General features: G+C 72.4%; 26 protein-coding genes. 8 read left to right on the top strand and 18 right to left on the bottom strand.

The genetic code is table 11. The annotated features are described in order from the left end of the window. A complete protein-coding gene (locus A6035_RS18425; protein ID WP_167400704.1) occupies positions 1–147 on the bottom strand; it encodes a hypothetical protein in 147 nt (48 codons plus the stop codon). Between the two features lie 124 nt (positions 148–271). On the opposite strand from A6035_RS18425, the gene A6035_RS04600 reads away from it, so the two are divergent. Continuing rightward, positions 272–673, top strand: coding sequence for a DUF6157 family protein (locus A6035_RS04600; protein WP_108849073.1), 402 nt, complete (start codon positions 272–274; stop codon positions 671–673). 55 nt (positions 674–728) lie between these two features. Here the strand turns inward: A6035_RS04600 and A6035_RS04595 are convergent, their stop codons facing one another. From A6035_RS04595 to A6035_RS04585, 3 genes are read right to left on the bottom strand one after another with little or no spacing between them, the layout of a single operon-like run. Further along, complete coding sequence (locus tag A6035_RS04595) at positions 729–1,349, bottom strand: GDSL-type esterase/lipase family protein (protein WP_108846807.1); 621 nt, start codon at positions 1,347–1,349, stop codon at positions 729–731. A 53-nt stretch (positions 1,350–1,402) separates the two neighbouring features. Continuing rightward, on the bottom strand, positions 1,403–2,104 hold the full coding sequence (locus A6035_RS04590) for a LuxR C-terminal-related transcriptional regulator (RefSeq protein WP_061229082.1): 702 nt from the start codon (positions 2,102–2,104) through the stop codon (positions 1,403–1,405). Then, positions 2,101–3,447 (bottom strand): ATP-binding protein, encoded by a 1,347-nt coding sequence (locus A6035_RS04585; RefSeq protein WP_108846806.1) that lies wholly within the window; start codon positions 3,445–3,447, stop codon positions 2,101–2,103. The genes A6035_RS04590 and A6035_RS04585 overlap by 4 nt, the downstream gene beginning before the upstream one ends. Positions 3,448–3,569: 122 nt before the next feature. On the opposite strand from A6035_RS04585, the gene A6035_RS04580 reads away from it, so the two are divergent. The 3 genes from A6035_RS04580 to A6035_RS04570 all read left to right on the top strand — a co-directional run bounded on the left by A6035_RS04580 (position 3,570) and on the right by A6035_RS04570 (position 6,278). Continuing rightward, positions 3,570–4,862, top strand: a complete 1,293-nt coding sequence (locus tag A6035_RS04580) for a PspC domain-containing protein (RefSeq protein WP_108846805.1) — start codon at positions 3,570–3,572, stop codon at positions 4,860–4,862. Continuing rightward, entirely contained in the window at positions 4,859–5,287 is a 429-nt protein-coding gene (locus A6035_RS04575) for a hypothetical protein (RefSeq protein WP_108846804.1), read from the top strand. The genes A6035_RS04580 and A6035_RS04575 overlap by 4 nt, the downstream gene beginning before the upstream one ends. Before the next feature lie 130 nt (positions 5,288–5,417). Then, the gene (locus A6035_RS04570; protein WP_235026634.1) at positions 5,418–6,278 is read left to right on the top strand and encodes a hypothetical protein; all 861 of its coding nucleotides are present in this window, start codon (positions 5,418–5,420) and stop codon (positions 6,276–6,278) included. A 335-nt stretch (positions 6,279–6,613) separates the two neighbouring features. Here the strand turns inward: A6035_RS04570 and guaA are convergent, their stop codons facing one another. After that, a complete protein-coding gene (gene guaA / locus A6035_RS04565) occupies positions 6,614–8,218 on the bottom strand; it encodes a glutamine-hydrolyzing GMP synthase (RefSeq protein WP_279629904.1) in 1,605 nt (534 codons plus the stop codon). A 126-nt stretch (positions 8,219–8,344) separates the two neighbouring features. Between guaA and A6035_RS04560 the strand changes: the two genes are divergently transcribed. Further along, positions 8,345–9,820, top strand: coding sequence for a WS/DGAT/MGAT family O-acyltransferase (locus A6035_RS04560; protein WP_108846803.1), 1,476 nt, complete (start codon positions 8,345–8,347; stop codon positions 9,818–9,820). Here A6035_RS04560 and A6035_RS04555 read toward each other — a convergent pair. From A6035_RS04555 to guaB, 3 genes are all read right to left on the bottom strand, one after another. After that, positions 9,792–11,579, bottom strand: a complete 1,788-nt coding sequence (locus A6035_RS04555; protein WP_108846802.1) for a GMC family oxidoreductase — start codon at positions 11,577–11,579, stop codon at positions 9,792–9,794. The genes A6035_RS04560 and A6035_RS04555 overlap by 29 nt on opposite strands. Before the next feature lie 191 nt (positions 11,580–11,770). Further along, a complete protein-coding gene (locus A6035_RS04550) occupies positions 11,771–12,910 on the bottom strand; it encodes a GuaB3 family IMP dehydrogenase-related protein (protein ID WP_108846801.1) in 1,140 nt (379 codons plus the stop codon). 4 nt (positions 12,911–12,914) lie between these two features. Next, on the bottom strand, positions 12,915–14,450 hold the full coding sequence (gene guaB, locus A6035_RS04545; protein ID WP_108846800.1) for an IMP dehydrogenase: 1,536 nt from the start codon (positions 14,448–14,450) through the stop codon (positions 12,915–12,917). A 113-nt stretch (positions 14,451–14,563) separates the two neighbouring features. On the opposite strand from guaB, the gene A6035_RS04540 reads away from it, so the two are divergent. Beyond that, the gene (locus A6035_RS04540) at positions 14,564–14,986 is read left to right on the top strand and encodes a DUF5319 domain-containing protein (protein WP_412523616.1); all 423 of its coding nucleotides are present in this window, start codon (positions 14,564–14,566) and stop codon (positions 14,984–14,986) included. Positions 14,987–15,101: 115 nt separating this feature from the next. Here the strand turns inward: A6035_RS04540 and A6035_RS04535 are convergent, their stop codons facing one another. The 4 genes from A6035_RS04535 to groES all read right to left on the bottom strand — a co-directional run bounded on the left by A6035_RS04535 (position 15,102) and on the right by groES (position 19,019). Next, positions 15,102–16,127: a hypothetical protein gene (locus tag A6035_RS04535; protein ID WP_235026633.1), complete on the bottom strand. Its 1,026-nt coding sequence runs from the start codon at positions 16,125–16,127 to the stop codon at positions 15,102–15,104. Further along, complete coding sequence (locus tag A6035_RS04530) at positions 16,124–16,705, bottom strand: sigma-70 family RNA polymerase sigma factor (RefSeq protein WP_043568407.1); 582 nt, start codon at positions 16,703–16,705, stop codon at positions 16,124–16,126. The genes A6035_RS04535 and A6035_RS04530 overlap by 4 nt, the downstream gene beginning before the upstream one ends. Positions 16,706–16,979: 274 nt before the next feature. Next, positions 16,980–18,602 carry a chaperonin GroEL gene (gene groL / locus A6035_RS04525; RefSeq protein WP_108846797.1) on the bottom strand — a complete coding sequence of 541 codons (1,623 nt, stop codon included), beginning with the start codon at positions 18,600–18,602 and terminating at the stop codon, positions 16,980–16,982. 123 nt (positions 18,603–18,725) lie between these two features. Continuing rightward, positions 18,726–19,019 carry a co-chaperone GroES gene (groES, locus tag A6035_RS04520; protein ID WP_188065060.1) on the bottom strand — a complete coding sequence of 98 codons (294 nt, stop codon included), beginning with the start codon at positions 19,017–19,019 and terminating at the stop codon, positions 18,726–18,728. A 312-nt stretch (positions 19,020–19,331) separates the two neighbouring features. Between groES and A6035_RS04515 the strand changes: the two genes are divergently transcribed. Further along, the gene (locus A6035_RS04515) at positions 19,332–20,147 is read left to right on the top strand and encodes a formate/nitrite transporter family protein (RefSeq protein ID WP_108846795.1); all 816 of its coding nucleotides are present in this window, start codon (positions 19,332–19,334) and stop codon (positions 20,145–20,147) included. 8 nt (positions 20,148–20,155) lie between these two features. Then, on the top strand, positions 20,156–20,473 hold the full coding sequence (locus tag A6035_RS04510; RefSeq protein WP_159149412.1) for a DUF4190 domain-containing protein: 318 nt from the start codon (positions 20,156–20,158) through the stop codon (positions 20,471–20,473). A 71-nt stretch (positions 20,474–20,544) separates the two neighbouring features. Here A6035_RS04510 and tsaD read toward each other — a convergent pair whose 3' ends face one another. Genes tsaD through alr form a run of 6 tightly spaced genes read right to left on the bottom strand, consistent with a single transcriptional unit; the run spans position 20,545 to position 25,890 of the window. Further along, complete coding sequence (tsaD, locus tag A6035_RS04505) at positions 20,545–21,570, bottom strand: tRNA (adenosine(37)-N6)-threonylcarbamoyltransferase complex transferase subunit TsaD (RefSeq protein WP_244192536.1); 1,026 nt, start codon at positions 21,568–21,570, stop codon at positions 20,545–20,547. Between the two features lie 8 nt (positions 21,571–21,578). Next, entirely contained in the window at positions 21,579–22,103 is a 525-nt protein-coding gene (gene rimI, locus A6035_RS04500; RefSeq protein ID WP_108846792.1) for a ribosomal protein S18-alanine N-acetyltransferase, read from the bottom strand. Further along, positions 22,100–22,912, bottom strand: a complete 813-nt coding sequence (gene tsaB, locus A6035_RS04495) for a tRNA (adenosine(37)-N6)-threonylcarbamoyltransferase complex dimerization subunit type 1 TsaB (RefSeq protein WP_108846791.1) — start codon at positions 22,910–22,912, stop codon at positions 22,100–22,102. Before tsaB ends, rimI begins: the two co-directional genes overlap by 4 nt. 4 nt (positions 22,913–22,916) lie before the next feature. After that, on the bottom strand, positions 22,917–23,438 hold the full coding sequence (locus A6035_RS04490) for a tRNA (adenosine(37)-N6)-threonylcarbamoyltransferase complex ATPase subunit type 1 TsaE (protein ID WP_167400703.1): 522 nt from the start codon (positions 23,436–23,438) through the stop codon (positions 22,917–22,919). Beyond that, a complete protein-coding gene (locus A6035_RS04485) occupies positions 23,435–24,676 on the bottom strand; it encodes an alpha/beta fold hydrolase (RefSeq protein ID WP_167400702.1) in 1,242 nt (413 codons plus the stop codon). Before A6035_RS04485 ends, A6035_RS04490 begins: the two co-directional genes overlap by 4 nt. Continuing rightward, a complete protein-coding gene (gene alr, locus A6035_RS04480; RefSeq protein ID WP_108846789.1) occupies positions 24,673–25,890 on the bottom strand; it encodes an alanine racemase in 1,218 nt (405 codons plus the stop codon). The genes A6035_RS04485 and alr overlap by 4 nt, the downstream gene beginning before the upstream one ends. Between the last annotated feature and the right edge of the window lie 4 nt (positions 25,891–25,894).

The following is a 25,894-nucleotide window of genomic DNA, read 5'->3' as shown; positions in this document are numbered from 1 at the left end:
TCAGGGAGCCCCGGGGGGGTCGCTGGCCGGGAAGGACTCGTCGCCCCACTCGTCGGCGAGGTCGTCCTTCGAATCCGGACGGTTGTCCCTCTCGTCCTTCTCGTCGGACTTGTCGTCGTCGTGGTCAGAGTTCTGCGGGTTGGACATGCAACAATCTCCTCCCGCCGTACCGGGCGTACGGCGAGACTCACGTTACCGGACACCCCGTCCGGCACGACCGCACAGCACCGCACGGCGCCGGATGCCGGGCGACGAGGGCCGGAGGCTCACCATGCACACCACCAATTACACCGACACGCTCATCCTCCCCGCCCCCGACACCCGGGCCGAGACGGCGACCGTCCCGCCCTCCGGGAAGGGCACGGTCGCCGAACTGCAGTACGAGCGGCTCGCCGACACGGACTATGCGTGGACGAGCGACGACCTGCTGTTCGACGTGCACTGCGCGCGCAAGGGGATCCCGGAGAGCGACCGCGCCGCCGAACGCGAGCGGTTCTTCGGCAAGGGCCAGCCCTGCCTGCGCACCTCTCCCCTGGCCAAGACCTACGGATGGGCCCTGCACTTCGACGCCGACGGACGGATCGCGCTGCTGCCCATGGATTCGCCCCGCGTGGTCGAGCTCGAGGCCGACCCGACCGTCACGGTCAGGCGCGCCATGAAGAGTTCCCGCTAGCGACCCGGCTCGAGGTCTAGTAGGTCGGTGCGACGGCTAGTAGCCCGGTCGACGCCTAGTAGCCCGGTTCGGCGTCGGGTAGCGAACCCAGCCACGCGAGCGCCGGGCCGACGATGACGTCCGCGAACTGCTCGTACCCGCCGGGGCCGGGGTGGGCCCCGTCACCGGCGGCGACCTCGCGCATCCACGCCCCACCCGTCAGCAACACGTCGAACGTCGGCACGAACGGCACGCGGGTCTCGTCGCACACCGCGGCCATCGCCTCGGCGCGGGCGGCGATCCGCTCGTTGACCTCGTCCCACACGACCGGCGGCGGACCCACCACGAGGAACCGCCCGCGGGGAGCCCGATCGATCATCCCGCGCAGCGCCGCGACCGTGCCCGCCTCGTCGACGCGCACCTCGCCCCCGACCTCCATGACGTCGTTGACGCCGAACTCCGCGATCACCGCGGTGGTCGGGAACGCCGCCCGCCGACGGTCCACCTCGTCCCAACGGGCCAGGATCATCTCGGACGTGTCCCCGCCGATCCCCGCGACGGTGGCGTGCAGGTTCAGCCCCTCGCGGGCACCCGCCTCGACCAGGTGCGAGGTCCAGCCGCGGCCCGTCTCGTCGCCGTATCCGGCCACGAACGAATCACCGATGAAGCAGACGGCCAGGTCACGCGGTTCGCTCATGCCGTCACCGTATCGGGCCGTCCGGATCGCCGGGGGCGGTCCCGGGCGGCCGCTCAGTCCAGGTGCCGCGACTGCGCCCAGCGGGTCAGGGCGTGCCGGTTGGACTGCTGTGTCTTGCGCAGGACGTTGGAGGCGTGGGTCTCCACGGTCTTGACCGAGATGAACAGCTCCTCGGCGATCTCCCGGTAGGTGTAGCCGCGGGCCAGCAGCCGCAGGACCTCCTTCTCGCGCGGGGTGAGCGAGTCGACCTCGGGATCGTGGACGGGTTCGCCGCGCTCCTCGGGGCCGGGCGCGGCGCGGGCGAAGGCGTCCAGCACGAATCCGGCCAGACGCGGGGAGAACACGGCGTCCCCGTCGGCCACGCGGCGGACGGCGTCGGCGAGGTCGTCGCCGGTGATGGTCTTGGTGACGTAACCGCGGGCGCCGGCCCGGATCACGGCGATCACGTCCTCGGCGGCGTCGGAGACGCTCAGCGCGAGGAAGGTCGGCTCCGGGGCGCGGGCGGGATCGGCGACGCCGCCCGGGTCCGCGCCCAGCACCGACCGCAGCACGGCCACGCCGCCACCGTCGGGCATGTGCACGTCGAGAAGCACCACGTCGGGGCGTACCCGACCGATACCGGCGACGGCCTCGCCCACCGACCCGGCCTCGCCGACCACCTCGATCGCCGACTGCCCGGCGAGTTCGGCGCGGACGCCGCTGCGGAACACCGCATGGTCGTCCACGAGGAACACACGACACGGCCCGTCCGTCATTCGCCCTCCAGCGGCATCTCGATCCCGATCTCGGTCCCCCGCCCGAGCGTACTGCGCACCCGCACGGTTCCCCCGCGGCTCTCCACACGATGTCGGATGGATTGCGCCAGACCGTGCCGGTCACCGTCCACGGCGTCGGGGTCGAAACCCCGGCCGCGGTCGCGGACGAACGCGCTGAGGACGCGCCCGTCGTTCTCCACGAACACGTCGGCGGTGTCGACCCCCGCGTGCTTGGCGACGTTGACCAGCGCCTCGCGGACGGCGCCCAGCACGGCGTCCTCGGCATCGCCGACCGGGCCGTCGCCGCCCACCACGACCTGGTCGACCCGCAGGCCGTAGACATCCTCGACGTCGCCGATCATCACCTCGACCGCCCCGGCCACCGTCGCGGCGCCGGAGGACATCCGGGAGCCGGCGCCGAACAGCCACTGCCTCAGTTCGCGTTCCTGCCGGCGGGCGAGGCGCGCCACCTGCGCGGGGTCGTCGGAGCGCTTCTGGATGAGGGCCAGGGTCTGCAGGACGGAGTCGTGCAGGTGGGAGGCGATGTCGCTGCGTTCGGCCTCGCGGATCCGCGCCGCGCGTTCCTCCTCCAGCGACCGCCACAGGCGCAGGCCCACGGGGACGCTGAGGAGCCCCACGCCGACGAGCGTCGCCACGACCGCCAGGAGGGACGACCGCAGGGCGGCGAGCTCGACCTGGCCGAGCACGACGACCGCGAGGCCGACGACGACGAGGGTGGCCCCCGCCGTGACCCTGGCCCAGTCGAAGACCGAGCGGGGAGACCCTCTTCCGCCGCCGTCGTACTGCTGCCAGACCAGCCCGGCACCCAGGGCCACGATCACGACGGGCACGATGACGTGCAGTCCCGTCGCGGTGGTCACCATGAACGACAGCACCGAACCCACGACTCCCAGGACGGCCAGCGCCACGCCGCGCCTGCGCTCGCGGTGGTCCGTAGCCGCCGACCCCGAGGACGCGGAGGTCGACGAGGTGGCGGGAGCCGACGGGCCGGGAGACGACTGCGCGGGGGTCGACGAGGTGAACGCCCACAAGGCCGCGTAGAGCGCCACCCCGGCGCCGGACAGCGTGGCCAGCAGGACCATCACCACCCGGACTTGCGTGACCCGCACGCCCAGGTGCTCGGCCAGCCCCGTGCACACCCCGGAGACCACGGACCCGTCAGGGACGCGGGTCAGCCGCGGGTACCAGCGGAAGCCGACCGGCTGCGCGACGGGCGGACGCGACGGCGACCCTGGGTCGGGGGACGCCGGCCGGTCCGCGGTGGCCGACGCCGGCCGGTCCACGCTGGTCGACGCCGGGCCGGTCGTCGCGTTCTCACTCATATCCGCCATCGTCACAGATCCACCCCGGGGTCGCATCGGGGTGTGACCCCGAGATTCCGGGGGTTCAGATCTCAGGGTTGGTCCCCGATGTGCCGGGCCCGCCGCCCGAGCACGATAAGGGCATGTCCAGCACCAGCACCCACGACGTCCCGTCAGAGCTCCGCTCCCTGTGGCGGACACGGCCCGTCCGGACCCCGGACGAGTCACGGATCGCCGGCGTCTGCGGAGGCTTCGGCCGACGCTACGGCGTCGACCCCGTCCTGATCCGCATCGCCTTCGTGATCGCCGCGCTCTGGGGCGGGGCCGGAGTGTTCCTCTACGCCCTGCTCTGGCTCCTCCTGCGGGCCGCCGGCGACGAGGTGTCCAAGGGGGAGGCGCTCCTCGGGAAGGGCCGGGCGTCCGGATCCAGGACGACATCGGTGCTCCTCGTCGTCGTCGCCCTCATCAGCGCCCCCACCTTCGGCGGTTCCGGAGGCACCTTCCTCGTGGGCGCCGGGTTCCTCATGGCGGCCGCGATGCTCGCCGGGTGGTACGGCCTACACCGCCGCACCCCGGCCCCGCCCGCGGGGTGGGCGGAAGTCTCCTCCGTGCGGCCCGCCCCCGCGCACGACCGCGGCGGCGCGTCGACCCGCCCCGGCCCCTGGCGCGCGCCGGGGACGGTCCCGGACCCCGGCGTCGGCGCGGCCGCCCCCTACGGCCCGGCCTCGCACGGCCCGGTCTCCCCCGGCCAGCCCGTCTACGGTCCGCCCGTCCCGCCCGCATGGGACCCGCTCGGCGCGGCACCCTTCGCGTGGGACCTGCCCGATCCCGCAGATGGGCCCCGCCCCGACCCCGAGCCGGCCACGCCCCGCTCGCGCCTGACCAAGGTCACCCTCGGGCTCGCGCTCATCACCACGGCCGTCGCGATCGGGCTGTCCACCCTGGGCGGGATCACCTGGCTCGACTCCACCCGGATCGCGGCGATCGCCCTCGCCGTGGTGGCGGGCGGCCTGGTGGTGGGGGCGTTCACCCGACGCGGCCACGGACTGCTCGTGGTGGCCGGCCCGCTAGTCGGGTTCGTCCTACTGGCTTCGCTCGTCCAGCCCCACGTGCCGGAGGGCGGCTGGGAGGGCACCGGCGACCTGCGGGTCGACATCACCGAGCCCGCGCAGCTCGACACCCCGGTCGTCCACGGGCTGGGATCCGTGACCGTCGACCTGCGGGAGCTGGACCTCGACCGGGACCGCGACTTCAGCGTCCGCAACGACCTCGGCGGGGTGCGCGTCCTGCTGCCCGAGGACCTCGCCGTGGACCTGAGCTGCCACGCCGACCTCGGCTCCGTCGACTGCCCGGCCCCCGAGCCCGGCGAGGTGCCCGGCCCCGTCCTCACGTTGGACGTCGCCACCGAGGCCGGGTCGATCACGGTGACGCGGTGACCACCCCGGCCGACGGCGACCGCGACTCCGGCGCAAAGCCCGGCGTCGACGCCGGCATCGACTCCCGGACCCGGCCGAACCCCGACAGGAGCACCGACATGACCAGCCCAGGCCCCACCTCCGACACCGGCTTCCGCCCCGACCAGCCGCTGCACGACCCCCTCCCCTACGGCGCCGGGTTCTCGACCCCCGAGCCGCTCGGGTTCGGCGTCGCCCCCGAGCCCACCCCGTCTCCGACCCGCACTGTCGAGGTGACCGAGCGTCGACGGGGCGGCTCCCCGGTCCTCGCCGTGGCCGGCCTGGCATCGCTGGGCGTCGCGGTGTGGGCGATCCTCGGGGCACCGGTGATCACCCCGACACTGCTGCTGGCCGCCGGGCTCGTCCTGGCCGTGCTCGTGGGACTGATGATGGTCCTGCGGCGCTGAGCTCGTCGACGGCGTATCCCGCGTACGCCGCGTACGCCGTGCATCGGCCGCCCTCGCCACCCGGGGGCGGCCGATCGCCGTGGTCGGGTTGCTGCCGTGGTCGGGTTGTTGCCGTGGTCGGGTTGTTGCCGTGGTCGGGTTGTTGCGGTCGGCGCATGTCCGCAAGCTCAGACCCGCCCCGGCCGCAGACGCAGGGCCGACCGCGCCCGCCACTCCTGCCGGTGCCGGCGCAACCGAGTCCGCCACACCTGCCGGTGCCGGCGAGCCGATCGTCGACCGGGACTGGGAGCTGTGGCGGCGGGCCGAGAGGCAGGGCACGTGGCAGCGGCCGGCGCTGGGAGTGTTCTGTGCGCTCGCGTTCGTGATGATCGCCAATCCCGACCTGCTGCCGGGCGGATCAGCGACGTCCCTCGCGGCGTTCGTCGGCGTAGCGGCGGTCGCGGTGGTCGGGATCGTCCTCTGGGCCCGTCGGGCGAGCTTCCGCGGGCACAGTGGGAGCGCCGAAGTCCCGGCGGCCCCCGGGCACCGCTGGTGGCGAAGTCCCGCCCTCGCCGGACCCGCCATGTTCACCCTGATCTTCCTCGGCAACCTCATCGGTATGTTTGACCACTGGCCGGTCATCCTCGCCACCGCGGTGGTGGTGGTGGGGTGTCTGGCCGCGCTCTCGCTGCCCCGCTACGAGACCGCCGACCACATCCACGGCACCCGGCTCGAGAACCCGCCCGCGCTGACGGCCGATGCCGCGGCCGCTGTCACGGACGGGCGGCTGTCGCCGGACGTGCTCGAGCTGCTGGTTCTCCAGCATCACACCGCCGAGCGACGCATCTCCTGGTGCGCAGGCGTCCTCGGCGCCGACGTGGACGACATCCGCACCCGCATCAGCCGGGGACGGCGCTGGCTCGAACTGCCGGCAACCGAGGTCCACGACCCCGCCACCGCGAATTGGGTCCGCCTCACCTCGGCCGGCCGCGAGGCGCTCGGCTACATCTGAGGCTGACTTTGCGGCGGGACGGGCCGACCGTCGCCTGCTGGCTCGGTGGTCTCGCGCCCACATGAGTGCTCGCGCCCTGACAGCAGCCGCTCCTCGGCCTGGCGTCTCGCTCCCGCTCCTGCGCACCCGGAAGACAGCCGCACGTGAACATGGCGTCTCGCGCGCTCTTCGGTGTGGGCGAGACGCCATCGCGGGGAGCGGCTGCGAAACGAGGCGGGCACGCGCGGAAGCGAGGCGCCATCGCGGGGAGCGGCTGCGCGGCGCGACGAGGCGGCTGCGTGGCTCGGCGCTGTGTGAGAAAGAGCGGCTGTGCGGCTCGGCTCAGGGGGTGGTGCTCACTCCCACTCGATGGTGCCCGGCGGCTTGCTGGTCACGTCCAGCACGACACGGTTGACGTCCGGGACCTCGTTGGTGATGCGGTTGGAGATCAGCGCGAGCGTCTCGTACGGCACCCGCGTCCAGTCGGCCGTCATGGCGTCCTCAGAACTCACCGGACGCAGCACGATCGGATGACCGTAGGTGCGGCCGTCGCCCTGCACGCCCACCGAGCGCACGTCGGCGAGCAGCACGACCGGGCACTGCCACACCGAGGCGTCCAGGCCCGCGGCCGTCATCTCCTCGCGCACGATCGCGTCCGCGGCCCGCAGCGTGGCCAGCCGGTCGCGGTCCACGGCCCCGACGATGCGGATCGCCAGGCCGGGCCCCGGGAACGGGTGCCGACTGACGATCGTCTCGGGCAGTCCGAGCGCGCGACCCACCGCGCGGACCTCGTCCTTGAACAGCAGGCGCAGCGGCTCGACGAGTGTGAACTCCACGTCGTCCGGCAGGCCGCCCACGTTGTGGTGGCTCTTGATGTTGGCGGTACCCGACCCGCCGCCGGACTCCACGACGTCCGGGTACAGCGTGCCCTGGACGAGGAAGTCCACCGACCCGCCGTCCTCGCCCTGGAGCTCGAGCGCCTGGGTGACCGCCCGCTCGAAGGAACGGATGAACTCGCGGCCGATGATCTTGCGCTTGGACTCCGGATCGGTCACCCCGTCGAGGTGCCCCAGGAACACGTCGGACTCGTCCAGCGTGATGAGGCGGGCACCCGTGGCGGCCACGAAGTCGTTCTCCACCTGCTCGCGCTCGCCCGCGCGCAACAGACCGTGGTCGACGAACACGCACGTGAGGCGATCACCGATCGCCCGCTGCACCAACGCCGCCGCGACCGCCGAGTCGACGCCGCCCGACAGGCCGCAGATCGCACGCCCGTCCCCGATCTGCTCGCGGACCGCCTCGACCAACTGGTCGGCGATGTTCGCCGCGGTCCACGTCGGCTCGAGCCCCGCGACCTCGGTGAGGAAGCGGCTCAGCACCTGCTGACCGTGCGGCGAGTGCAGCACCTCCGGGTGGTACTGCACGCCGGCCATCCGGCGCTCCGGGCTCTCGAACGCCGCCACCGGGGCGCCCGGCGAGGACGCGGTGACCTCGAAGCCGTCCGGGGCGGCGGTGACCGCGTCCCCGTGGCTCATCCACACCGGGTGGTGCTCCGGCAGGCCCGCGTGCAGCACGCCACCCGAGACGGAGACGTCGGTGCGCCCGTACTCGCGGTTCCCGGTGTGCGCGACCTCGCCGCCCAGCGCGCCGGCCATCGCCTGGAAGCCGTAGCAGATGCCGAACACCGGAAGTCCCAGCTCGAACACCGCCGGGTCGATCGACGGCGCGTCCTCGGAGTAGACACTGGCCGGCCCGCCCGACAGCACCAGCGCGACCGGGTCCTTCTCGCGGATCTCCTCCACGGACGCGGTGTGCGGGATCACCTCGGAGTAGATACGCGCCTCGCGCACCCGACGCGCGATGAGCTGCGCGTACTGGGCGCCGAAGTCCACGACGAGGACGGGACGGGGCGCCACCGCCTCGGCGGTGATCTGGGAGTCGGTCTGTGCGTTCTCGGCCACGGCGTCGAGTCTAGGCCCCACGGCCCGTCCGCCGAACTCCACCACATCCCCCGCCCAGGGGTTCACAATGAACTCCCACCACGACCCCGGGCCCGGCGACGGGCTCACACTTGCGGGAGGGCACCCATGGAACGGATGACCGGGTTCGACGCGAGCCTGCTGTACCTCGAGACCGCCCAGCAGCCCCTCGACGTGGGCGCGGTCCTGTTCATCGACGTGTCCGACCTCGAAGTCGCGTACTCCTTCGACCGACTCCGCACCGAACTCGGCCGCCGGATCAAGGAACTCCCCGAACTGCGGCGCAAGATCTACGACTCCCCGCTCAACCTGGGCCACCCCGCCTGGGTCGAGGAATACGACCTCGACGTCTCCGCCCACGTCCGCCGCGTCGACGTCGAGGAACCGGGTGACGAACGCGCCGTGTTCGAGATGTGCGGCACCCTCGGCAGCCGCCCGCTCGACCGCACCCGCCCCCTGTGGGAGATGTGGATCCTCGAGGGGCTCGCCGAACCCGACACCGTCGCCGTCTACTTCCGCGCCCACCACGCCGTCCTCGACGGGGTTAACGGCGCCGACATCCTGCTCAGACTCAGCAACGCCGGACGACCCGACCCGCCCCGCGGCCTCGACATGGTGCGCGTCGAAGCCGGCAGCGCCAACCCCCTCCGGCTCCTCGCCGGCGGTCTGTGGGACTTCACCGTACGACGCCCGCTGACCCTGGCACGGCTCATCCCCGAGGTCCTGACCCTGCCCCTCGCACTGCACACGCCCCCGTCGACGGCGACACCCGACGAGCCCGCCCCCGACGACGACAGCCCGGCGGACGGGAACGAGCACCTCGTCGTCGTCCCCAGAGCCGCGCCGTTCACCGCACCGCGCACCCGGTTCAACGCCACCATCACCCCCCACCGCGCCGTCTGGGGCACCTCCCTCGACCTCGACGAGATCGCCGAGGTCAAGGACGCCTTCGGCGTCACCGTCAACGACGTCTACCTCACCGCGGTGGGCGGCGGACTACGCCGCTACCTCCGCGCCCACGACGACCTGCCCGACCCGCCGCTCATCGCGGTGGTGCCCGTCTCCACCCGCGACGCCGACGGCGCCCGCGGCCACAACCGCGTCACCGTCCTGTTCGCGTCCCTCGGCACCGACATCGCCGACCCCCTCGACCGACTGCGCGCCATCTCCGCCCGCACCAGCCGGGGCAAGAAACAGACCAGGAACGGGATGCGACCCGACCTCATCCAGGACGTCGCCGAACTCGCCCCCGCCACCACACTGCACATGCTCATGCGGATCTACGGCGACTTCCACCTCGCAGACCTGCACCCCGTCGTGCACAACCTGGTGGTCTCCAACATCCCCGGCCCCGCCGAGGAACTCGACTTCCTCGGCGGGCGGGTCACCCGCATGTACCCGCTCGGCCCGCTCATCCACGGCTCCGGACTGTCGATCACCGCCATGTCCGTCGACGGTCAGCTCGACGTGGGCATCAACGCCTGCGAGCACCTCGTCCCCGACCCGGACCTGGTGGCCTCCGCGATCCGCGAGGCGATGGACCGCCTACTCGCCCTCACCCGCGAGCAGGCGACCCGCCGCTAGAGACCTCCACGATCGGCAGCCGCAGCGCGCCAGGCGCGTCCTCGGGCACCACCGGGCGCACCGGCTTCACCGGGGACAGGCGACGGTAGGCCTCCCCCTGCGCCGGCCGGGGGTCAGCCTCTCCCTTGTTGGGCCACAGCGACATCGCCCGCTCCGCCTGGGCGGTGATGCTCAGCGCCGGGTTGACGCCGAGGTTCGCCGAGATCGCCGAGCCGTCCACGATGTGCATCGTCGGGTAGTTCCACACCCGGTGGTACGGGTCCACGACGCCCGTCTCCGGCGAGTCGGAGATCACGCAGCCACCGAGGAAGTGCGCGGTGAGCGGGATGTTGGCGATCTCGCCCCACGTGCCCCCGGCCAGCCCGCCGATCTCCTCGGCGACCTTGCGCGTCGCCTCGTTGCCGGCCGGGATCCACGTCGGGTTGGGCTCGCCGTGGCCCTGCTTGCTGGTGACGTAGCGGAACGGTCCGAAGCGCTTGACGTAGGTCTGCAGCGAGTTGTCCAGGTTCTGCATGACCAGGGCGATCACCGAACGCTGGCTCCAGCGACGCAGGTTGAACAGCTGGATAAAGACCTTCGGGTCGCGCCGGACCTCGTTGATGAGGACACGCCACCGCGGGAGCGGACCGTCACCGTCCGTGAGGAGGGTCTGGAGAACGGCGATGGCGTTGGAACCCTTGCCGTAGCGGACCGGTTCGATGTGGGTGTCGGGCCGGGGATGGAACGACGACGTGATGGCCACGCCCTCGGAGAAGTCCTGCTCCGGCTTGTAGTTCGGACGCATCGCCCCGAGGATGGCCTCCGAGTTCGTGCGGGTCAGCCTGCCGAGGGCGCCCGAGAGCCGGGGCAGCGAGCCCGAGTCCTTGGCGTAGTGGAGCAGGTGCTGCGTCCCCCAGGTGCCGGCGGCCACGACGACCTGCTGGGCGGTCGTGGTCGTGGTGCGCTTGCCGAGCCTGGTCCACGCGCCGGTCCGCTCGAGCGTGACCTCCCACGTCCCGTCGGCGCGCTCGCGCAGGTCGCTGACCGTCGTGCGGTCCAGGATCCGGGCACCCGCGCGCTCCGCCAGGGCGAGGTAGTTCTTCATGAGGGTGTTCTTGGCGTTGTGGCGGCAACCGGTCATGCACTCACCGCACTCGATGCACGCGTTGCGGTCCGGGCCGACGCCGCCGAAGTACGGATCCAACACCTTCTCGCCGGGCTTGCCCTCGCCGCCGGTCTTCTCGCCGAAGAACACGCCGACCGGGGTGTAGACGAAGGTGTCCTCCGCGCCCATGTCGCGGGCGACCTTCTTCATGACCTCGTCCGAGTGGGTGTGCGTGGGATTGGTGACCACGCCGAGCATGCGGCGGCCCTGGTCGTAGAACGGTGTGAGCTCCTCCTCCCAGTCCGTGATGTGGCCCCACTGGCGGTCCTTGAAGAACTGGCCGGTCGGCTTGTAGAGCGTGTTGGCGTAGTTGAGCGAGCCGCCTCCCACGCCCGCGCCGGCGAGGATCATCACGTCGCGCATCATGTGGACCCGCTGGATACCGAACAGCTTGAGTTTGGGCGCCCACACGTACTTGTGCAGACGCCACGACGTCTTGGGCAGGTCGGCGTCCTCGAAGCGACGACCGGCCTCGACCACCGTGACGCGGTAGCCCTTCTCCGTCAGCCGCAGGGCCGTCACGCTGCCGCCGAAGCCTGATCCGATGACGAGGACATCGGTGTCCGTCGCCGCGGAGGGGGCGTGGGACGGGGTCGACTGCCTGTGTGACGTCATGATGCAACTCCCGGGGTGGTCGATGTTGTGGGTCACAGTACCTGAGCACGGCTAACTTACCCGACAGTAGCCAGTGGTTTGTCCAGAGGTCGGCCGCTGTCGGTAGCGCGGCCGACAGGGGCGCCCGCCGGAACGGCCGCGCACCCGGGCCCTTGCGGGGCATCCGGGTGCGCGGACTGGAAGCGGAGGGATCAGGGACGGACCGACAGGTCCACCTTCTGGAAACCCTTGACGTCGGAGTACCCGCACTTGGCCATGGCCCGCCGCAGGGCACCCATGAGGTTGCGGGTGCCGTCGGGGACGCTGGTCGGCCCCTCGAGGACCTCGGCGAGCGGCGCCAGGGCGGTCTCGTCCTCCACCTCGGCGACGTGCCCCCGCGGGACCTTGGGGTGCGCGGAGACCGAGTTCCAGTACACCCCGCGGCCCGGGGCCTCGAGCGCCCCGGCCAGCAGCGGGCCCAGCACGACCGCGTCCGCACCGCACGCGACCGCGCGGGCGATGTCACCCGAGGTGTAGATGTCACCGTCGGCCAGCACGTGCACGTAGCGACCACCGGTCTCGTCCAGGTAGTCGCGGCGCGCGGCGGCCGCATCCGCGATCGCGGTGGCCATGTGGACCTCCATGCCGAGCACCGGCCCGGTGGTGGTGACGCCGTCGGCGCCGCCGTAGCCCACGATCACGCCGGCGGCACCGGTGCGCATGAGATGCAGGGCGGTCTTGTAGTCCACGACCCCGCCGGCGATCACCGGCACGTCGAGACCGCCGATGAAGTCCTTGAGGTTGAGCGGGGCGTCCTCACCACTGACGTGCTCGGCCGAGATGATGGTGCCCTGCACGACCAGCAGATCGATCCCGGCCGCGACCAGACCCGGCGTGAGTTCGCGCGCGTGCTGCGGCGAGACCCGCACGGCCACGGTCGCGCCCTCGTCGCGGATTCGCTGCACCGCCGCGGCGAGCAGCTCCCGGTCGATCGGCGCGCGGTGCAACTCCTGCAGGCGGGCGACCGCGCGGTGCCCGGTCAGGTCCTCCAGGGCGAGCTCACGCAGTTCGTCGATCACCGCCTCGGGGTCGGCGTGACGGGCCCACAGTCCTTCACCGTTGAGCACGGCGAGACCGCCGAGCTTCGAGATCTCGACGGCCGAGGACGGGGAGACCACCGCGTCCGTCGGATGCGTCATCACGGGGATGTCCATCTGGTAGGCGTCGATCTGCCAGGCGGTCGACACCTCCTTGGAACTCCTGGTCCGGCGGGACGGGACTATGTCCACCTCGCCGAGCCCGTACATCCGGCGGGCCTCGCGACCCAGGCCGATCTCCACGACGTTGCGCACGAAGTCAGTCCTTGACGTTGTAGTTGGGGGCCTCGACGGTCATCTGGATCGCGTGCGGGTGGCTCTCACGCAGCCCCGCCGCCGTGATCTGGACGAACTGCGCGTCGTTCATCTCCGGGATGGTCGCCGACCCCGTGTAGCCCATACCCGCGCGGAGACCGCCGGCCAGCTGGTGGAGGACCTGGGCGACATCACCCCGGTACGGGACCCGCCCCTCGATGCCCTCGGGGACCAGCTTCTCCTCGGAGAGCACGTCGTCCTGGAAGTAGCGGTCCTTGGAGAACGACTTCTCCTGGCCGGGCTTACCGCGCCCGCGCATCGCTCCCAGCGAGCCCATGCCGCGGTACACCTTGTACTGCTTGCCGTCCACGAAGATCAGCTCGCCCGGCGACTCGGTGCAGCCCGCCAGCAGAGAGCCGAACATGCAGGACGACGCGCCCGCGGCGATCGCCTTGGCCACGTCCCCGGAGTACTGCATCCCGCCGTCGGCGATCACGGGGACACCGGCCGCCTTCGCGGCCGCCGAGGCCTCGAGGATCGCCGTGATCTGGGGCGCGCCCACGCCCGCGACGACGCGCGTGGTGCAGATGGATCCCGGGCCGATGCCCACCTTGATGGCGTCCGCGCCCGCGTCGATCATCGCCTGGGCGGCACCGCGGGTGGCGAGGTTGCCGCCGATGACCTGGACGCGGTCGCCGAGCTCACGCTTGACGCGGGCCACCATGTCGAGGGCGTTCCGGTTGTGGGCGTGCGCGGTGTCGACGACCAGCGCGTCGACACCGGCGTCGGTGAGGGCGCCGGCACGCTGCCACGCGTCCTCGCCGGTGCCGATCGCGGCGGCCACCCGGAGCCGTCCGTCGGCGTCCTTGGTGGCGTCCGGGTGCTGCTCGGTCTTGACGAAGTCCTTGACCGTGATGAGGCCTGTCAGACGTCCGTCCCCGTCCACGATCGGCAGCTTCTCGATCTTGTGCCGGCGCAGCAACCCCAGTGCGGCCTCGGCGGTCACGCCCTCGCGCGCGACCACGAGGGGCGCGCGGGTCATGACCTCGTCGACCCGCCGCGACTTGTCCATCTCGAATCGCATGTCGCGGTTGGTGATGATGCCCACCAGCTCGCCGCGCTCGTCGGTCACCGGCAGGCCGGAGATCCGGTAGCGGGCGCACATCTGGTCGACCTCGGCCAGCGTGTCGCTCGGCGCGCACGTGACCGGGTCGGTGACCATCCCGGCCTCGGATCGCTTGACCGTCTCGACCTGGGCGGCCTGGTTCCCCACCGACAGGTTGCGGTGCAGGACACCGATGCCGCCCTGGCGGGCCATGGCGATGGCCATGCGCGCCTCGGTGACGGTGTCCATCGCCGAGGAGATCAGAGGCACCCGGAGGGTGATCTCCCGGGTCAGTCGCGTGCTGGTGTCGACCTCGCTCGGGACCACCTCGGACGCGGCCGGGAGGAGGAGAACGTCGTCGAACGTCAGGCCCACCATCGCGACCTTGGTCGGGTCGTCGCCGCCGGTGCGCACGGGGCCTTGCGACTCGCTCATCTGCCGTCCTCCTGGGGGGTCGTCTCGGTGCTGGGTTCGAGGATAGTGGTTACCGGGCCCGCGGCTCGAACCGTCGGCCCCGTGAGACCGTGGTCACGGGTACGGTGGACGGCGTGAACGATCCCCTACGGCACGGAATGCCGCCCGACCCGTTCGCCGGCGATCCGGATGACCCGGCCGCCGAGCTGGCCGGGCTCGACCCGATCGACGACGAGGTGCCCTCGGGCCCCCTCGACGCCGATGAGCGACGCGCGATCGAGGAGGACCTGGCAGACCTCGCAGAATTTCGCCGGCTGCTGGCCCCGATCGGGGTCAAGGGTGTCGCGGTGCAGTGCGAGGACTGCGCGGAGGAGCACTACCACGAGTGGGACATGCTGCGCGCCAACCTCATGCAGTTGCTCGACGACGGTTCGCTGCTGCCCCATGAGCCCGCCTTCGACCCCATCCCCGACGACTACGTCACCTGGGAGTACTGCCGCGGTTACGCGGACGCGGTGCGCGCGATGCGTCCCCGCCGGCTGAACTGGCGTCGCTGAACCCGGATCCCGGACAGAGAAACCGATCCCCGCCTCCCGGTCACGGGAGGCGGGGATCGGTTCGTTCGGGGTGTGACAAAGGCGACCACCCGGCCAGGGGGCCGGCCGCCCCCGATCAGTTGGTCGGCGGGGTGGACTCAGGCGTCTGCTGGGACGACGTCGGCGGCTGCTGGGTCGGGGTGGGCACCTGGGTCACCGTGGTGCGGGACGGTGACGGTTGCACGCCCAACTGGTCCTCCCCCACGCCCCCGCTCGGTCGGCCCGTGGTGGGCGCCAGGAAGTCCTGGATCCGCTGGGTGTCGATCGGGATCTGGAGCGTCGTGGAGATGCGGAGACCGTCGAGTGGCAGCGGGATGACCGGCATGCCGGGGGGCGGCGGCGGGATCAGATTCGACGGCAGCGGCACCGGGACGCCCGGAACCAGCGTCGCCGCCCCCGGTGCGGGGGCGGGCGCCGACGTCGGGGCGGGCGCCGGTGCGGGCGACGGCACCGTGCTCGGGGTCACCCGGCTGAGATCGCGCTTGATGGCGTCCCTGCGCTTCATCAGTTCCACGCGCTCCGAGGCGTCGGAGACCTCGTCGAGCCGCTCGCTCACCTCGTCGAGGAGGCGTTCGGCCTCGCCCCGGTCACCCTCGCGGGCGGCGAGGTCGGCGGCGGAGAGGAACTCGGTGAGGTCGTTGACCAGCTCGACGTCACCGGCGCGGTCGGAGAAGATCGTCTTGGACACGCCCCAGAGCGGATCGCCGGGCATCGCACTGTGCGCGGCGACGGACAGTCCACCGACGATCACGGCGGCCACGGCCGCGGCGCCGGTCACCGCCTGCCAGAGCGCGGGACGCCTGCCGTGGTGGTGGTCGCCGGAGGAGACCCACCCGCGTCGAGGCCGCAGCCGCGACACGTTCGGGGCGAGAGCGACCTCGATCGCCTCGTCGCTCGGGAGCGCGGGCAGGTCGGCGGATCCGGCTTCGGCACGCCAATCGGCGAACAGGGCCAGGAGCGGATCGTCCCCATCGGGGCGCTCTCCGCGTCCGAGGGCGTCGAGGAGCTCGTCGTCACGGTCGACCTCGATTGGGTCCACCTCGTGCTCGTCGAGCGAGGCGTCGTCGTCCCGGGCGCCGGGGTCGACATCGTCGTCGTTCATCGCCATCGCTCCTCTCCGTCCTGTTCGATTCTCGCGCGGAGCTGCTTCATCGCCCGGTGCTGGGCGACGCGCACGGCTCCGGCCGTGCTGTCGACGATCTCCGCCGTCTCCTCCGCGGAGAGTCCGACCACGACTCGCAGTCGGATGATCTCCCGCTGCTTCTCTGGCAGAGTGTCGAGCAGGCGGCTCACCGCTCGCGACACCTCGCCGTCGAGGACGTGGTCCTCCGGTCCCGTGTCGGTCGAGAGCACCTCGGGTAGGTACTCCACGGGATCGGACTTGTTCCGCGCGGCGCCACGATGGGCGTCCGCGACCTTGTGAGCCGCGATCCCGTACACGAAGGCCATGAAGGGACGTCCCTGATCCCGGTATCCCGGCAGAGCCGAGAGCACCGCGATCAGCACCTCCTGGGCGACATCGTCAGCAGACAGGTTGGCCCTCTCCGAGCCTCCGACGCGGGAGCGGCAGTACCGCACCACACCGGGTCGCACGAGCTCCAGCACCCGCGCGGCAGCGGCACGGTCACCCTTGACCGCGTCGGCGACGGCGAGTTCCAACTCGTCTGCTGTACCTGTCATCGGATTCGGGGGGCCACGCGTTACACGGATGTGTTACGGGGCACGGCCTTTCTCTCGGGGCGCGACACGGGTCGCGACGGGTCCCACGCCCGGGCCCGGGGGCGGCCGGCGCGGCTCGCGCTCAGAATAGGCGCGTGACCGGAGTGTCGGGGGTGTACTGCTGAGCGCCCAGCGTAACCCTTGCCGCCGGCGCGGGACCACACGACCGGCGTGGAATGGAGACGGGCCCCGCCCCCCGACGTCGCGGGGAGCGGGGCCCGTGAGCCGATCGCGATCAGTGGGAGTGACCGGCGTGCGAGTGCGCGTCGGCACTCTTCTCCTCCGGCTTCTCGACGATCGCGGTCTCGGTGGTGAGGACCATGCGGGCCACCGAGCACGCGTTGACGACGGCGGAGGACGTGACCTTCACCGGGTCGATGATCCCGGCGGAGACCAGGTCGCCGTACTCGCCCGTCGCGGCGTTGAAGCCGTCCCGCGGGCCGAGGTCCGAGACCTTGCTGACGACGACGGAGCCGTCCTCGCCGGCGTTGGCGGCGATCCAGAACAGCGGGGCGGACAGCGCCTTGCGGACCACGGCCACGCCGACCCTCTCGTCAGCGTCGGCGGTGTCCTCGGCGAGCCGCTCGAGCGCGGCGGCCGCCTGCACGAGCACAGAGCCGCCACCGGCGATGATGCCCTCCTCCACGGCCGCCTTGGCCGAGTTGACGGCGTCCTCGACACGGAGCTTGCGCTCGGTCAGCTCGGTCTCGGTGGCCGCGCCGACACGGATCACGGCGACGCCGCCGGCGAGCTTGGCGATCCGCTCCTCGAGCTTCTCGCGGTCCCAGTCGGAGTCGGTGGCCTCGGCCTCGCGGCGCAGCTGCGCCACCCGGGCGTCGACGTCGGCCTGGTCGCCGGCACCGTCGACGATGATCGTCTCATCCTTGGACACGGTCACACGGCGGGCCTGCCCGAGCACCTCCAGTCCGCACTCGGACAGCTTCATGCCCAGGTCCGGGCTCACGACCTGCCCCTTGGTAACGATCGCGAGGTCCTCCTGGAAGGCCTTGCGGCGATCACCGAAGTACGGGGCCTTGATGGCGACGACCTTGAGCGTCTTGCGGATCGAGTTGACCACGAGAGTCGACAGCGCCTCGCCGTCGACGTCCTCGGCGACGATCAGCAGCGGCTTGCCGGTCTCGGCGACCTTCTCCAGCAGCGGGAGCAGGTCCGGCAGGGAGCTGATCTTCTCGCGGTGGAGCAGGACCAGGACGTCCTCGTAGATGGCCTTCTGCTCGTCCGGGTCCGTGACGAAGTACGGGGAGAGGAAGCCCTTGTCGAAGGCGATCCCCTCGGTCACGGAGACCTCGGTGTGCAGCCCCTGCGACTCCTCGACGGAGACCACGCCGTTGACGCCGACGGCGTCCATGGCCTCGGCGACCATGCGGCCGATCTCGGGGTCACGCGAGGACACGGTCGCGACCTGCGCGACGGCCTCGGAGCCGGAGACGGGCGTCGCGGCCGAGCGGAGGAACTCGACGACGGCGGAGGCGGCCTTCTCGATACCCTTGCCCATCGCCATCGGGTTGGAGCCGGCCGCGACGTTGCGCAGCCCCTCACGGATGAGCGCCTGGGCGAGCACGGTGGCGGTGGTGGTGCCGTCGCCTGCGACGTCGTTGGTCTTGGTGGCGACGCTCTTGACGAGCTGCGCCCCGAGATTCGCGAACGGCTCGGCGAGCTCGATCTCACGGGCGATGGAGACGCCGTCGTTGGTGACGGTGGGACCGCCGAACGCCTTGGCGAGCACGACGTGGCGCCCCTTGGGGCCGAGAGTGACCTTGACGGTGTCGGCGAGCTCGTCGACACCGGCGAGCATGCCCTTGCGGGCCTCCTCGTCGAACGCGATCAACTTGGACATTGATGGAACTCCTGGAGGGAAGTGGGTGGTCGGGTCGATCCGGTGTTGCGGCGTGAGACACCACCGCCCCGGTGGTGCCTGGCAGTCGCCGGCGCCGCCGGGGCGGGGTTGACGCGGCTCACGTCAGTCGATGACCGCGAGGACGTCACGCGAGGAGAGGATCAGGTACTCCTTGCCCTCGTACTTGATCTCGGTGCCGCCGTACTTCGAGTAGATGACCTTGTCCCCCTCCTTGATGTCCATGGGGATACGGTCGCCGTCCTCGTCGAAGCGGCCCTTGCCGACCGCGACGACGGTGCCCTCCTGGGGCTTCTCCTTGGCGGTGTCCGGGATGACGAGGCCGGACGCCGTGGTGGTCTCGGCCTCGAGGGCCTCGACGAGAATCTTGTCCTCAAGCGGCTTGATCGCCACGATGATCCTCCCGTATGGGGTGTGGCCGCCCGGGTCCCGGGCGGCTCGGAGTGTGGTTCGAAGATCCGGGACACCGTGGGCGTCCCGTGGTTTCCGTACGACCCGGCCCGCCGCGTGCGCCGTCGCGGGTGACGCCCTCGGAGCACCGTGTCTATTGGCACTCTACACAGGCGAGTGCCAGCACTCAAGGAAACCGCGTGCAGGCTCGTCCCGTTGCGGATCCCCCCGTCGCCGGTAGGCTCGCCGGCACGCACGGACATCAGCCACCGAACCACCTCTGCCCGATCCGATCACCCATCGAGGACAGCGAGGCCCACAATGACCGCAGTAGCCCCTCCCGACATCGTCACCGCCACCGTCGACGCCGGGGAGAAGAAGGCCCATGTCCCCGGATGGCAGTTGGCCCTGCGGGGCTTCCTCGCCGTCTACCTGCTCGGCGCGGCCACGACGCTGGCCGTCATGGTCAGCGACGCCACCGGGGTGGAGATCGTCGGCGCCGTCCTCTTCCCCATCGGCCTCACCCTGGTCGTCCTGCTCGGGTGGGAACTCGTCACCGGCGCGTACGGGTTGGTGCCGCTCGCGGTCATGGAGAAGCGGGTCCGGGTACGGGACTGCCTGCGGGTCTTCGGCTGGATGATCCTCGGTCACACGATCGGCGGACTCGCCGCCGCCTGGATGATCACCTCCGTGCTCACGGGGATGGGGACGGAGCCGGACGCGACCGGCGCCCAGGCCCTCGCCGATCTCGCGGTGGAGAAGACGATCGCCTACAAGGAGGCGGGTCTGGTCACCGGGCTGGGCTGGGTGACGCTGAGCGCGGTGCTGTGTAACTGGCTGGTGGTGCTGGGCGTGATCATGTCGTTCTCCTCGTCGAGCACCTCGGGCAAGATCCTGGCGATCTGGCTGCCGATCCTCACGTTCTTCGCCCTCGGCTACGAGCACGCGGTGGTCAACCACTTCACGATCCCGGCGGGGATGATGCTCGGGGCGGACGTGAGCGTCGCCGATTGGCTGCTGTGGAACCAGATCCCGGTCCATATCGGGAACCTGATCGGCGGGCTCACGCTCGCCGGGCTCGGCCTGTACTTCGCGCAACGGGGCCGCGTCGACCGTGTCGATCCGACGCAGGACTGACCGCGCCGGTGTCCGACCCGTACGAGCCGGCGCACCCGGCAGGCGGCAACGAGTTGGCTCTCGTCGCCCTCGTCGTCGCCGTGGGCAACGTCGTCTTCGGCTCGTTCCTCGGCCTGTTCGTGCCGCTGGTGCCCGCGGTCATCACCGTGATCGTGGTGGTCCTGGGGCACGTGTCGCTGGCGCAGATCAGGCGGCGCGGCCAGGAGGGCCGCGCCATGGCGGTCTCGGCCCTGGTCATCGGCTACCTCGGCATCGCGTGGGTGCTCGTGCTGCTCGTCCTCGCGCTCACGTCCGCCGCGATGGGGATGGCCATTCTCGGGTTCTAGCCGCGCGGGCGCCGATGCCGCCCGCGGCGCCGGCCCCAGCCGCACGGGCGCCGATGCCGTCCCGCGGGCGGTCAGGCGACCTGCGTGACCTCGACCGGCAGGCCCGGGTCGGCGGCGACGGTCAGCGGACTGGGTGAGGCGCCCGAGGCGAGCAGGGCGGAGGCGACCCCCACGACCATCGCGCCGTTGTCCGTGCACAGGCGCGGCCGCGGCACACGCAGTGTGAGGCCGGCCTCGGCGCACCGGTGGGCGGCGAGGTCGCGCAGTCGCGAGTTGGCCGCCACGCCGCCGCCGATGAGCAGGGTGTCCACACCCAGGTCGGTGCAGGCCCGCACGGCCTTCATGGTGAGCACGTCGGCGACGGCCTCCTGGAACGACGCCGCGACGTCGGCCACGTCGAGCTGCTCGCCGTCCCGCTCGGCGGCCTCGATCCGCCGGGCCACGGCGGTCTTGAGCCCGGAGAAGGAGAAGTCGTGGCGGGCGTCGCGCGGTCCGGTCATCCCGCGGGGGAACGCGATGGCGCGGGGATCGCCGGTGGCGGCCAGGCGGTCGATCACCGGCCCGCCCGGGTAGCCGAGGCCGAGCAGACGGGCGACCTTGTCGTACGCCTCGCCGGCGGCGTCGTCGACGGTCGACCCGAGCTCCGCGACCGGTTCGGTCAGCGAGCGCACGTGCAGCAGTTGCGTGTGGCCGCCGGAGACCAGCAGAGCCACGCACTCCCCCAGCGGCCCGCCGTCGAAGCCCGCGACGGCGACGTGGCCGACCAGGTGGTTCACGGCGTAGAACGACACGCCCCAGGCGGCGGCGTAGGCCTTGGCCGCCGACGAGCCCACGAGCAGCGCCCCGGACAGCCCGGGTCCGATGGTGGTGGCGACGGCGTCAGGCCGCTCCACCCCGGCCTCGGAGAGCGCGGCGCGGACCGTGGGGACGAGCGCCTCGAGGTGGGCGCGGGAGGCGATCTCCGGGACGACGCCGCCGAAACGGGCGTGCTCGGACATCGACGAGGCCACCACGTCGGACAGCAGCTCGGCCCGCCCGTCGTCGTGCACCCGCGCCACGGCCACGCCCGTCTCGTCGCACGAACTCTCGATCCCCATGACGGTCCTCATCGACCGCTCCCCTCTCCCGTGTCGCCGCCTATAGTGTCCGCGCCGCCGCCCCGGGCCGGCCGCACCATGAGATGCGCGTCGGCCATGCTGGGCCGGTAGTACCGGGGACGCAGGCCGACGACCTCGAACCCGTGGGTCTCGTACAGCCTGCGCGCGGGGACGTTGTCGGTCCGCACGTCCAGGACGACCGGTGCGTCCTCGGCGTCGGCCACCTCGAGCATCCGCCGCAGCAGCGCGCGTCCGATGCCGCGCCCCTGGTACTCGGGGTCGACACCGATGGTGTGCACCTCGAACTCGCGGTCGCCCGCGGGGCCGAGCCCGGCCAGGACGGCGTAGCCGACCAGCCGCCCGTCGGCGCGGGCGGCCAGGCAGGTGGTGTGACGCGAGCCGATCTCGGACAGGAATGCCGCCGCCGACCACGGGCCGTCGCCGCGGAACAGGAGCGTCTCCAGGTCGGCGCAACGCATGGCGTCGTCGGGGCCCAGCGCGTCGTGGACGACGTCGGCCGGCGTCGCGGTCATCGCCCCACCCCGCGCAGGGCCCCGGAGGGTTCGACGCGCCGGGGCGGGACCGCATCGGGGCGTCGCAGGTAGAGAGGCTCGAGCGGGGCCGGTGTCGCGCCGGCGAGCAGGGCGTCGGCCGCCGCGGTGACGAGTCCGGCGGGGTCGGGCGCGTACACGCCGTCGAGGACGCGCGGCAGCGGGTCGCCCGCGCCGCGCGCGACGGCGCCGTGGTCACCGCGAGCGGCGGTGGAGCGGTGATCACCGGGAGCGGCGGTGGGACCGTGGGAGGCGGCGGAGCCGTGGGCGTCGCTGACCTCCCGCAGACGGGCGGGGTCCCCGGCGAGGTGGTCGGCGCCCTCGACGTCGATGTCGGCGGCGGGCCCCACCGCGGGACCCGACGTCCGCACGCCCTGTGGTGAGTAGCGGGCGTGATACGCCTCGCGGCGACGGGCATCGGTGACGACGACGAGGTCCCCGCCGGCCCCGGCAGCGCGCGCGGTGGCCGCGAGCCCGTCGAGCGAGCACACCCCGTGGACCGGTCTGCCGAGGGCGTCGGCGAACGCGGCGGCGGTGGCCATCCCGACCCGCAGCCCGGTGAACGGCCCCGGGCCGGTGCCCACCACCACGGCGTCGAGGCCGTCCGCGGCCAGGCCGGCCTCGGCGAGGCAGTCGAGGATGTGCGGGGTCAACAGTTCCGCGTGGGCGCGGGCGTCCTCGGTGACGCGGGTGCCAAGCGTCTCGACCACAGGGCCGTCGTCACCGGGCACGAGGCGGCACACCCCCGCGGTGACGAAGGGGGTCGAGGTGTCGACGGCGAGGACCAGCACGAGGTCAGGGTACCGCCGGGCCGGCCGCGCGACCGGTCGAGGCGCCCCGGCTCCAGCCGGCGGTGCGCACGTCGGTGCCGTCGGGCCGGCGCAGGGCCACCACGAGCGGGGCCTCGACGAGCGAGTCGACGAACCCGGCGCCCCATTCGACCACCACGACGTCGGTGTCGAGGGCCGAGTCCAGGTCGAGGGACTCGAGTTGGTCGGCCAGGTCGCCCGTCGTGGGCCGCGTCCCGTCCGGGTCCTGACCGCCGAGAAGACGGTAGGCGTCGACGTGGACGAGCCCCGGGCCACCGGGCGTCGTGGGCGGGTGGCGGCGCGCGATGACGAAGGTCGGCGAGGTCACCCGGCCCCGCACGCCGAGGCCGGCGGCGATCCCGGTCGTCAGGGCGGTCTTGCCCGCGCCGAGCGGGCCGTCGAGCACCACCACGTCGCCGGCGCGGAGCAGTCCGGCCAGCTCGACGCCCAGCGCGCGCGTGTCCTCGACCGTCGGCAGGTCGCGCTCCCCCGGCACCTCGATCGTCACGACGTCCGGCTCCCGTCGGCGCGACCCGCCCGCTCGAGGCGGCGCCACTCGATGATCGCGTCGGCCACGAGGTCACCCAACACCTCGGACACGTGCGCGGGCTCCTCGAGCATCACCATGTGCCCGGCGCCCGGGACCACGACGAACTCGGCGTCGGGGAGCTCCTCGACGATGTCGACCGACCGGTCCAGCGGGGTGAGCAGGTCCCGGTCGCCGCTGAGGACCGTCGTGCGGACCTCGCGCAGGACTGGCATGGCGGCCGACTCGTCGTGCCGCGTGAGGGTCTCGAAGAAGTTGGCGATGGTCAGCACGTCGGTCGAGGCGATGAGCTTGTCCACGAACCGGGCGACGGTGGGACTGACCGTGGCGGGGTCTCCGAACGACCCGCCGTAGATGAACGGTGAGATGATCGCCCCGAGCGCACGTCGGCTGCTGGTGAACACGCCGGGGCTGCGGCCCGCCAGCCCGGCGAGGCGGGCCACGCTTCTGTTGTCGAGCACCGCCCCGAGCCCGGCCTCCGAGAGCTCCGCCATCGCGGTGGAGACCAGCCCGACCCCCAGGACGCGCTCCCGGACCGTCTCGGGGTGCCGGGCGGCGAACCCCATCACGGTCATCCCGCCCATCGAGTGGCCGATCACGACGACGGGCCCTGCGGGCGCGGTCGCCGAGATGACGGTGTCGAGGTCCCGGGACAGCTGGTCGATGGTCGCGTTCTTCCGCGAGCCGGCCCCGCTCAGGCCGTGCCCGCGCTGGTCGTAGAAGACCATCCGGATCTCGGAGCCGAACCGGTCGGCCAGGTGCCTGCGCTGGAAGTGCCAGGTGTCCATCGACAGGGTGTAGCCGTGGACGAACACGACCGTCATCGGCGCGTCGGTCGGCCCCGCCTCGCGCACCGCGAGCGGGACACCATCGGTCGCGGCGACCATCGAGCCCCGGTCCACCCCGAGTTCCCACATGTCCTCGCCGGCCCACGGGTCGTTGGCGCGTCGGCCGGGCAGCAGTGTGACCACCGAACCCAGGGTGGCGGCGCCGAGCGCGCTCAGGCCCGCGCGCAGACCACCGGGCGTCCGGATCCTTTCGGCGACCGCCTCCGCGTCGCGCGGCGTGCCCCCGGCCACCTCGGGCGGTCGGACCTCGACCGGTATCTCGGCGGCCGACCGCTCGGGCCGTTTCGGGAGACGCAGCCGGGGCCCACCGCGCTGGTCGTCGCCGACCTCGTCGTCGTGGTCCTCGCTCATCCCCCGGCCCCCGGCGCGGCGTCGCCGCTCCGCGCGACGGCGTGGGTCCCACGCGCGGACGGCGCGGCGTGGGTGCCGTGCACCACGTGGTGGCGCTCGGCGCGGCCGCGCACGGCGGTGACCACCTCGTAGTGGATGGTGCCCAGGGTCTCGGCCCACTCGGCGGCGGTGGGCCCTCCGTCGGCGCCCGTGCCGAACAACACGGCCGTGTCCCCCACCCGCACCGCCTGGCCGGGGTCGGGTCCGAGGTCGACGACGAACTGGTCCATGCACACGCGGCCGACGTTCGGATAGCGCCGCCCGCCGATCGAGACGTCCAGCCGGCCCGAGAGCAGCCGCCACACGCCGTCGGCGTAACCCGCCGCGATGAGGGCGACGGTCGTGTCGAGGGGGGCGTGCCACGTGTGCCCGTAGCTCACGCCCTGCCCCGCGGCCAGCCGCTTCACCATGAGCACCTCGGCCGAGAACGTCATGGCGGGCACCAGGTCCACCTCGAGTCCCTCGACCGGGTTGAGGCCGTACAACGCGATGCCCGGGCGGACCATCTCGAAGCCGTCCTCGGGCCGGGTGAGCGTCGCCGCCGAGTTCGCGTGATGGTTGACCGGGCACTCCAGGCCACGACCGCGTGCCTGGGCCACGCACTCGTGGAGCCGAGCCACCTGCAGGTCGATGACCGGGTTACCCGGGTCGTCCGCGTGCGCGAAGTGGGCCATCAGCCCCGTGACCTCGACCAGCCCGCCGGCCGTGGCCGTGACGAGCCGCTCGAGCACGGCCGGCCACTCCTCGAGGGAGATGCCGGACCGCGCGAGGCCGGTGTCGATCTTGGGGGTGACGCGGGCACGACGGCCCGTGCGGCGCGCGGCCTCCAGGACGGTGTCCAGGTGGGCCGGGCTGGGGATCGCGAGGTCGACGTCCGCCTCGACCGCCGCGCGGACGTCGTCCCAGGCGGAGTAGAGCCACGCGAGGATCTCCGCGTCGATGCCCGCCGACCGCAGCTGCAGGGCCTCGGCGATGGTGGTCACCCCCAGCGCGTGGGCGCCCCCGCGCAGCGCGGCCAGGGAGACGGGGACGGCGCCGTGCCCGTAGGCGTCGGCCTTGACCACGGCCATGACCCGCGCCCCGCGGGCAGACCGGACGAGGACGCGACTGTTGTGCTCGATCGCGTCCAGATCGATCTCGGCGCGGCACGGTGCCGGGGGGACAACTGGAGCCATTCTG

The organism is Dietzia lutea, from assembly GCF_003096075.1.
Classification (GTDB): Bacteria; Actinomycetota; Actinomycetes; order Mycobacteriales; family Mycobacteriaceae; genus Dietzia; species Dietzia lutea.
Note: the sequence above shows the minus strand (reverse complement) of the source record. Positions and strands in the feature narration are given on the sequence as shown.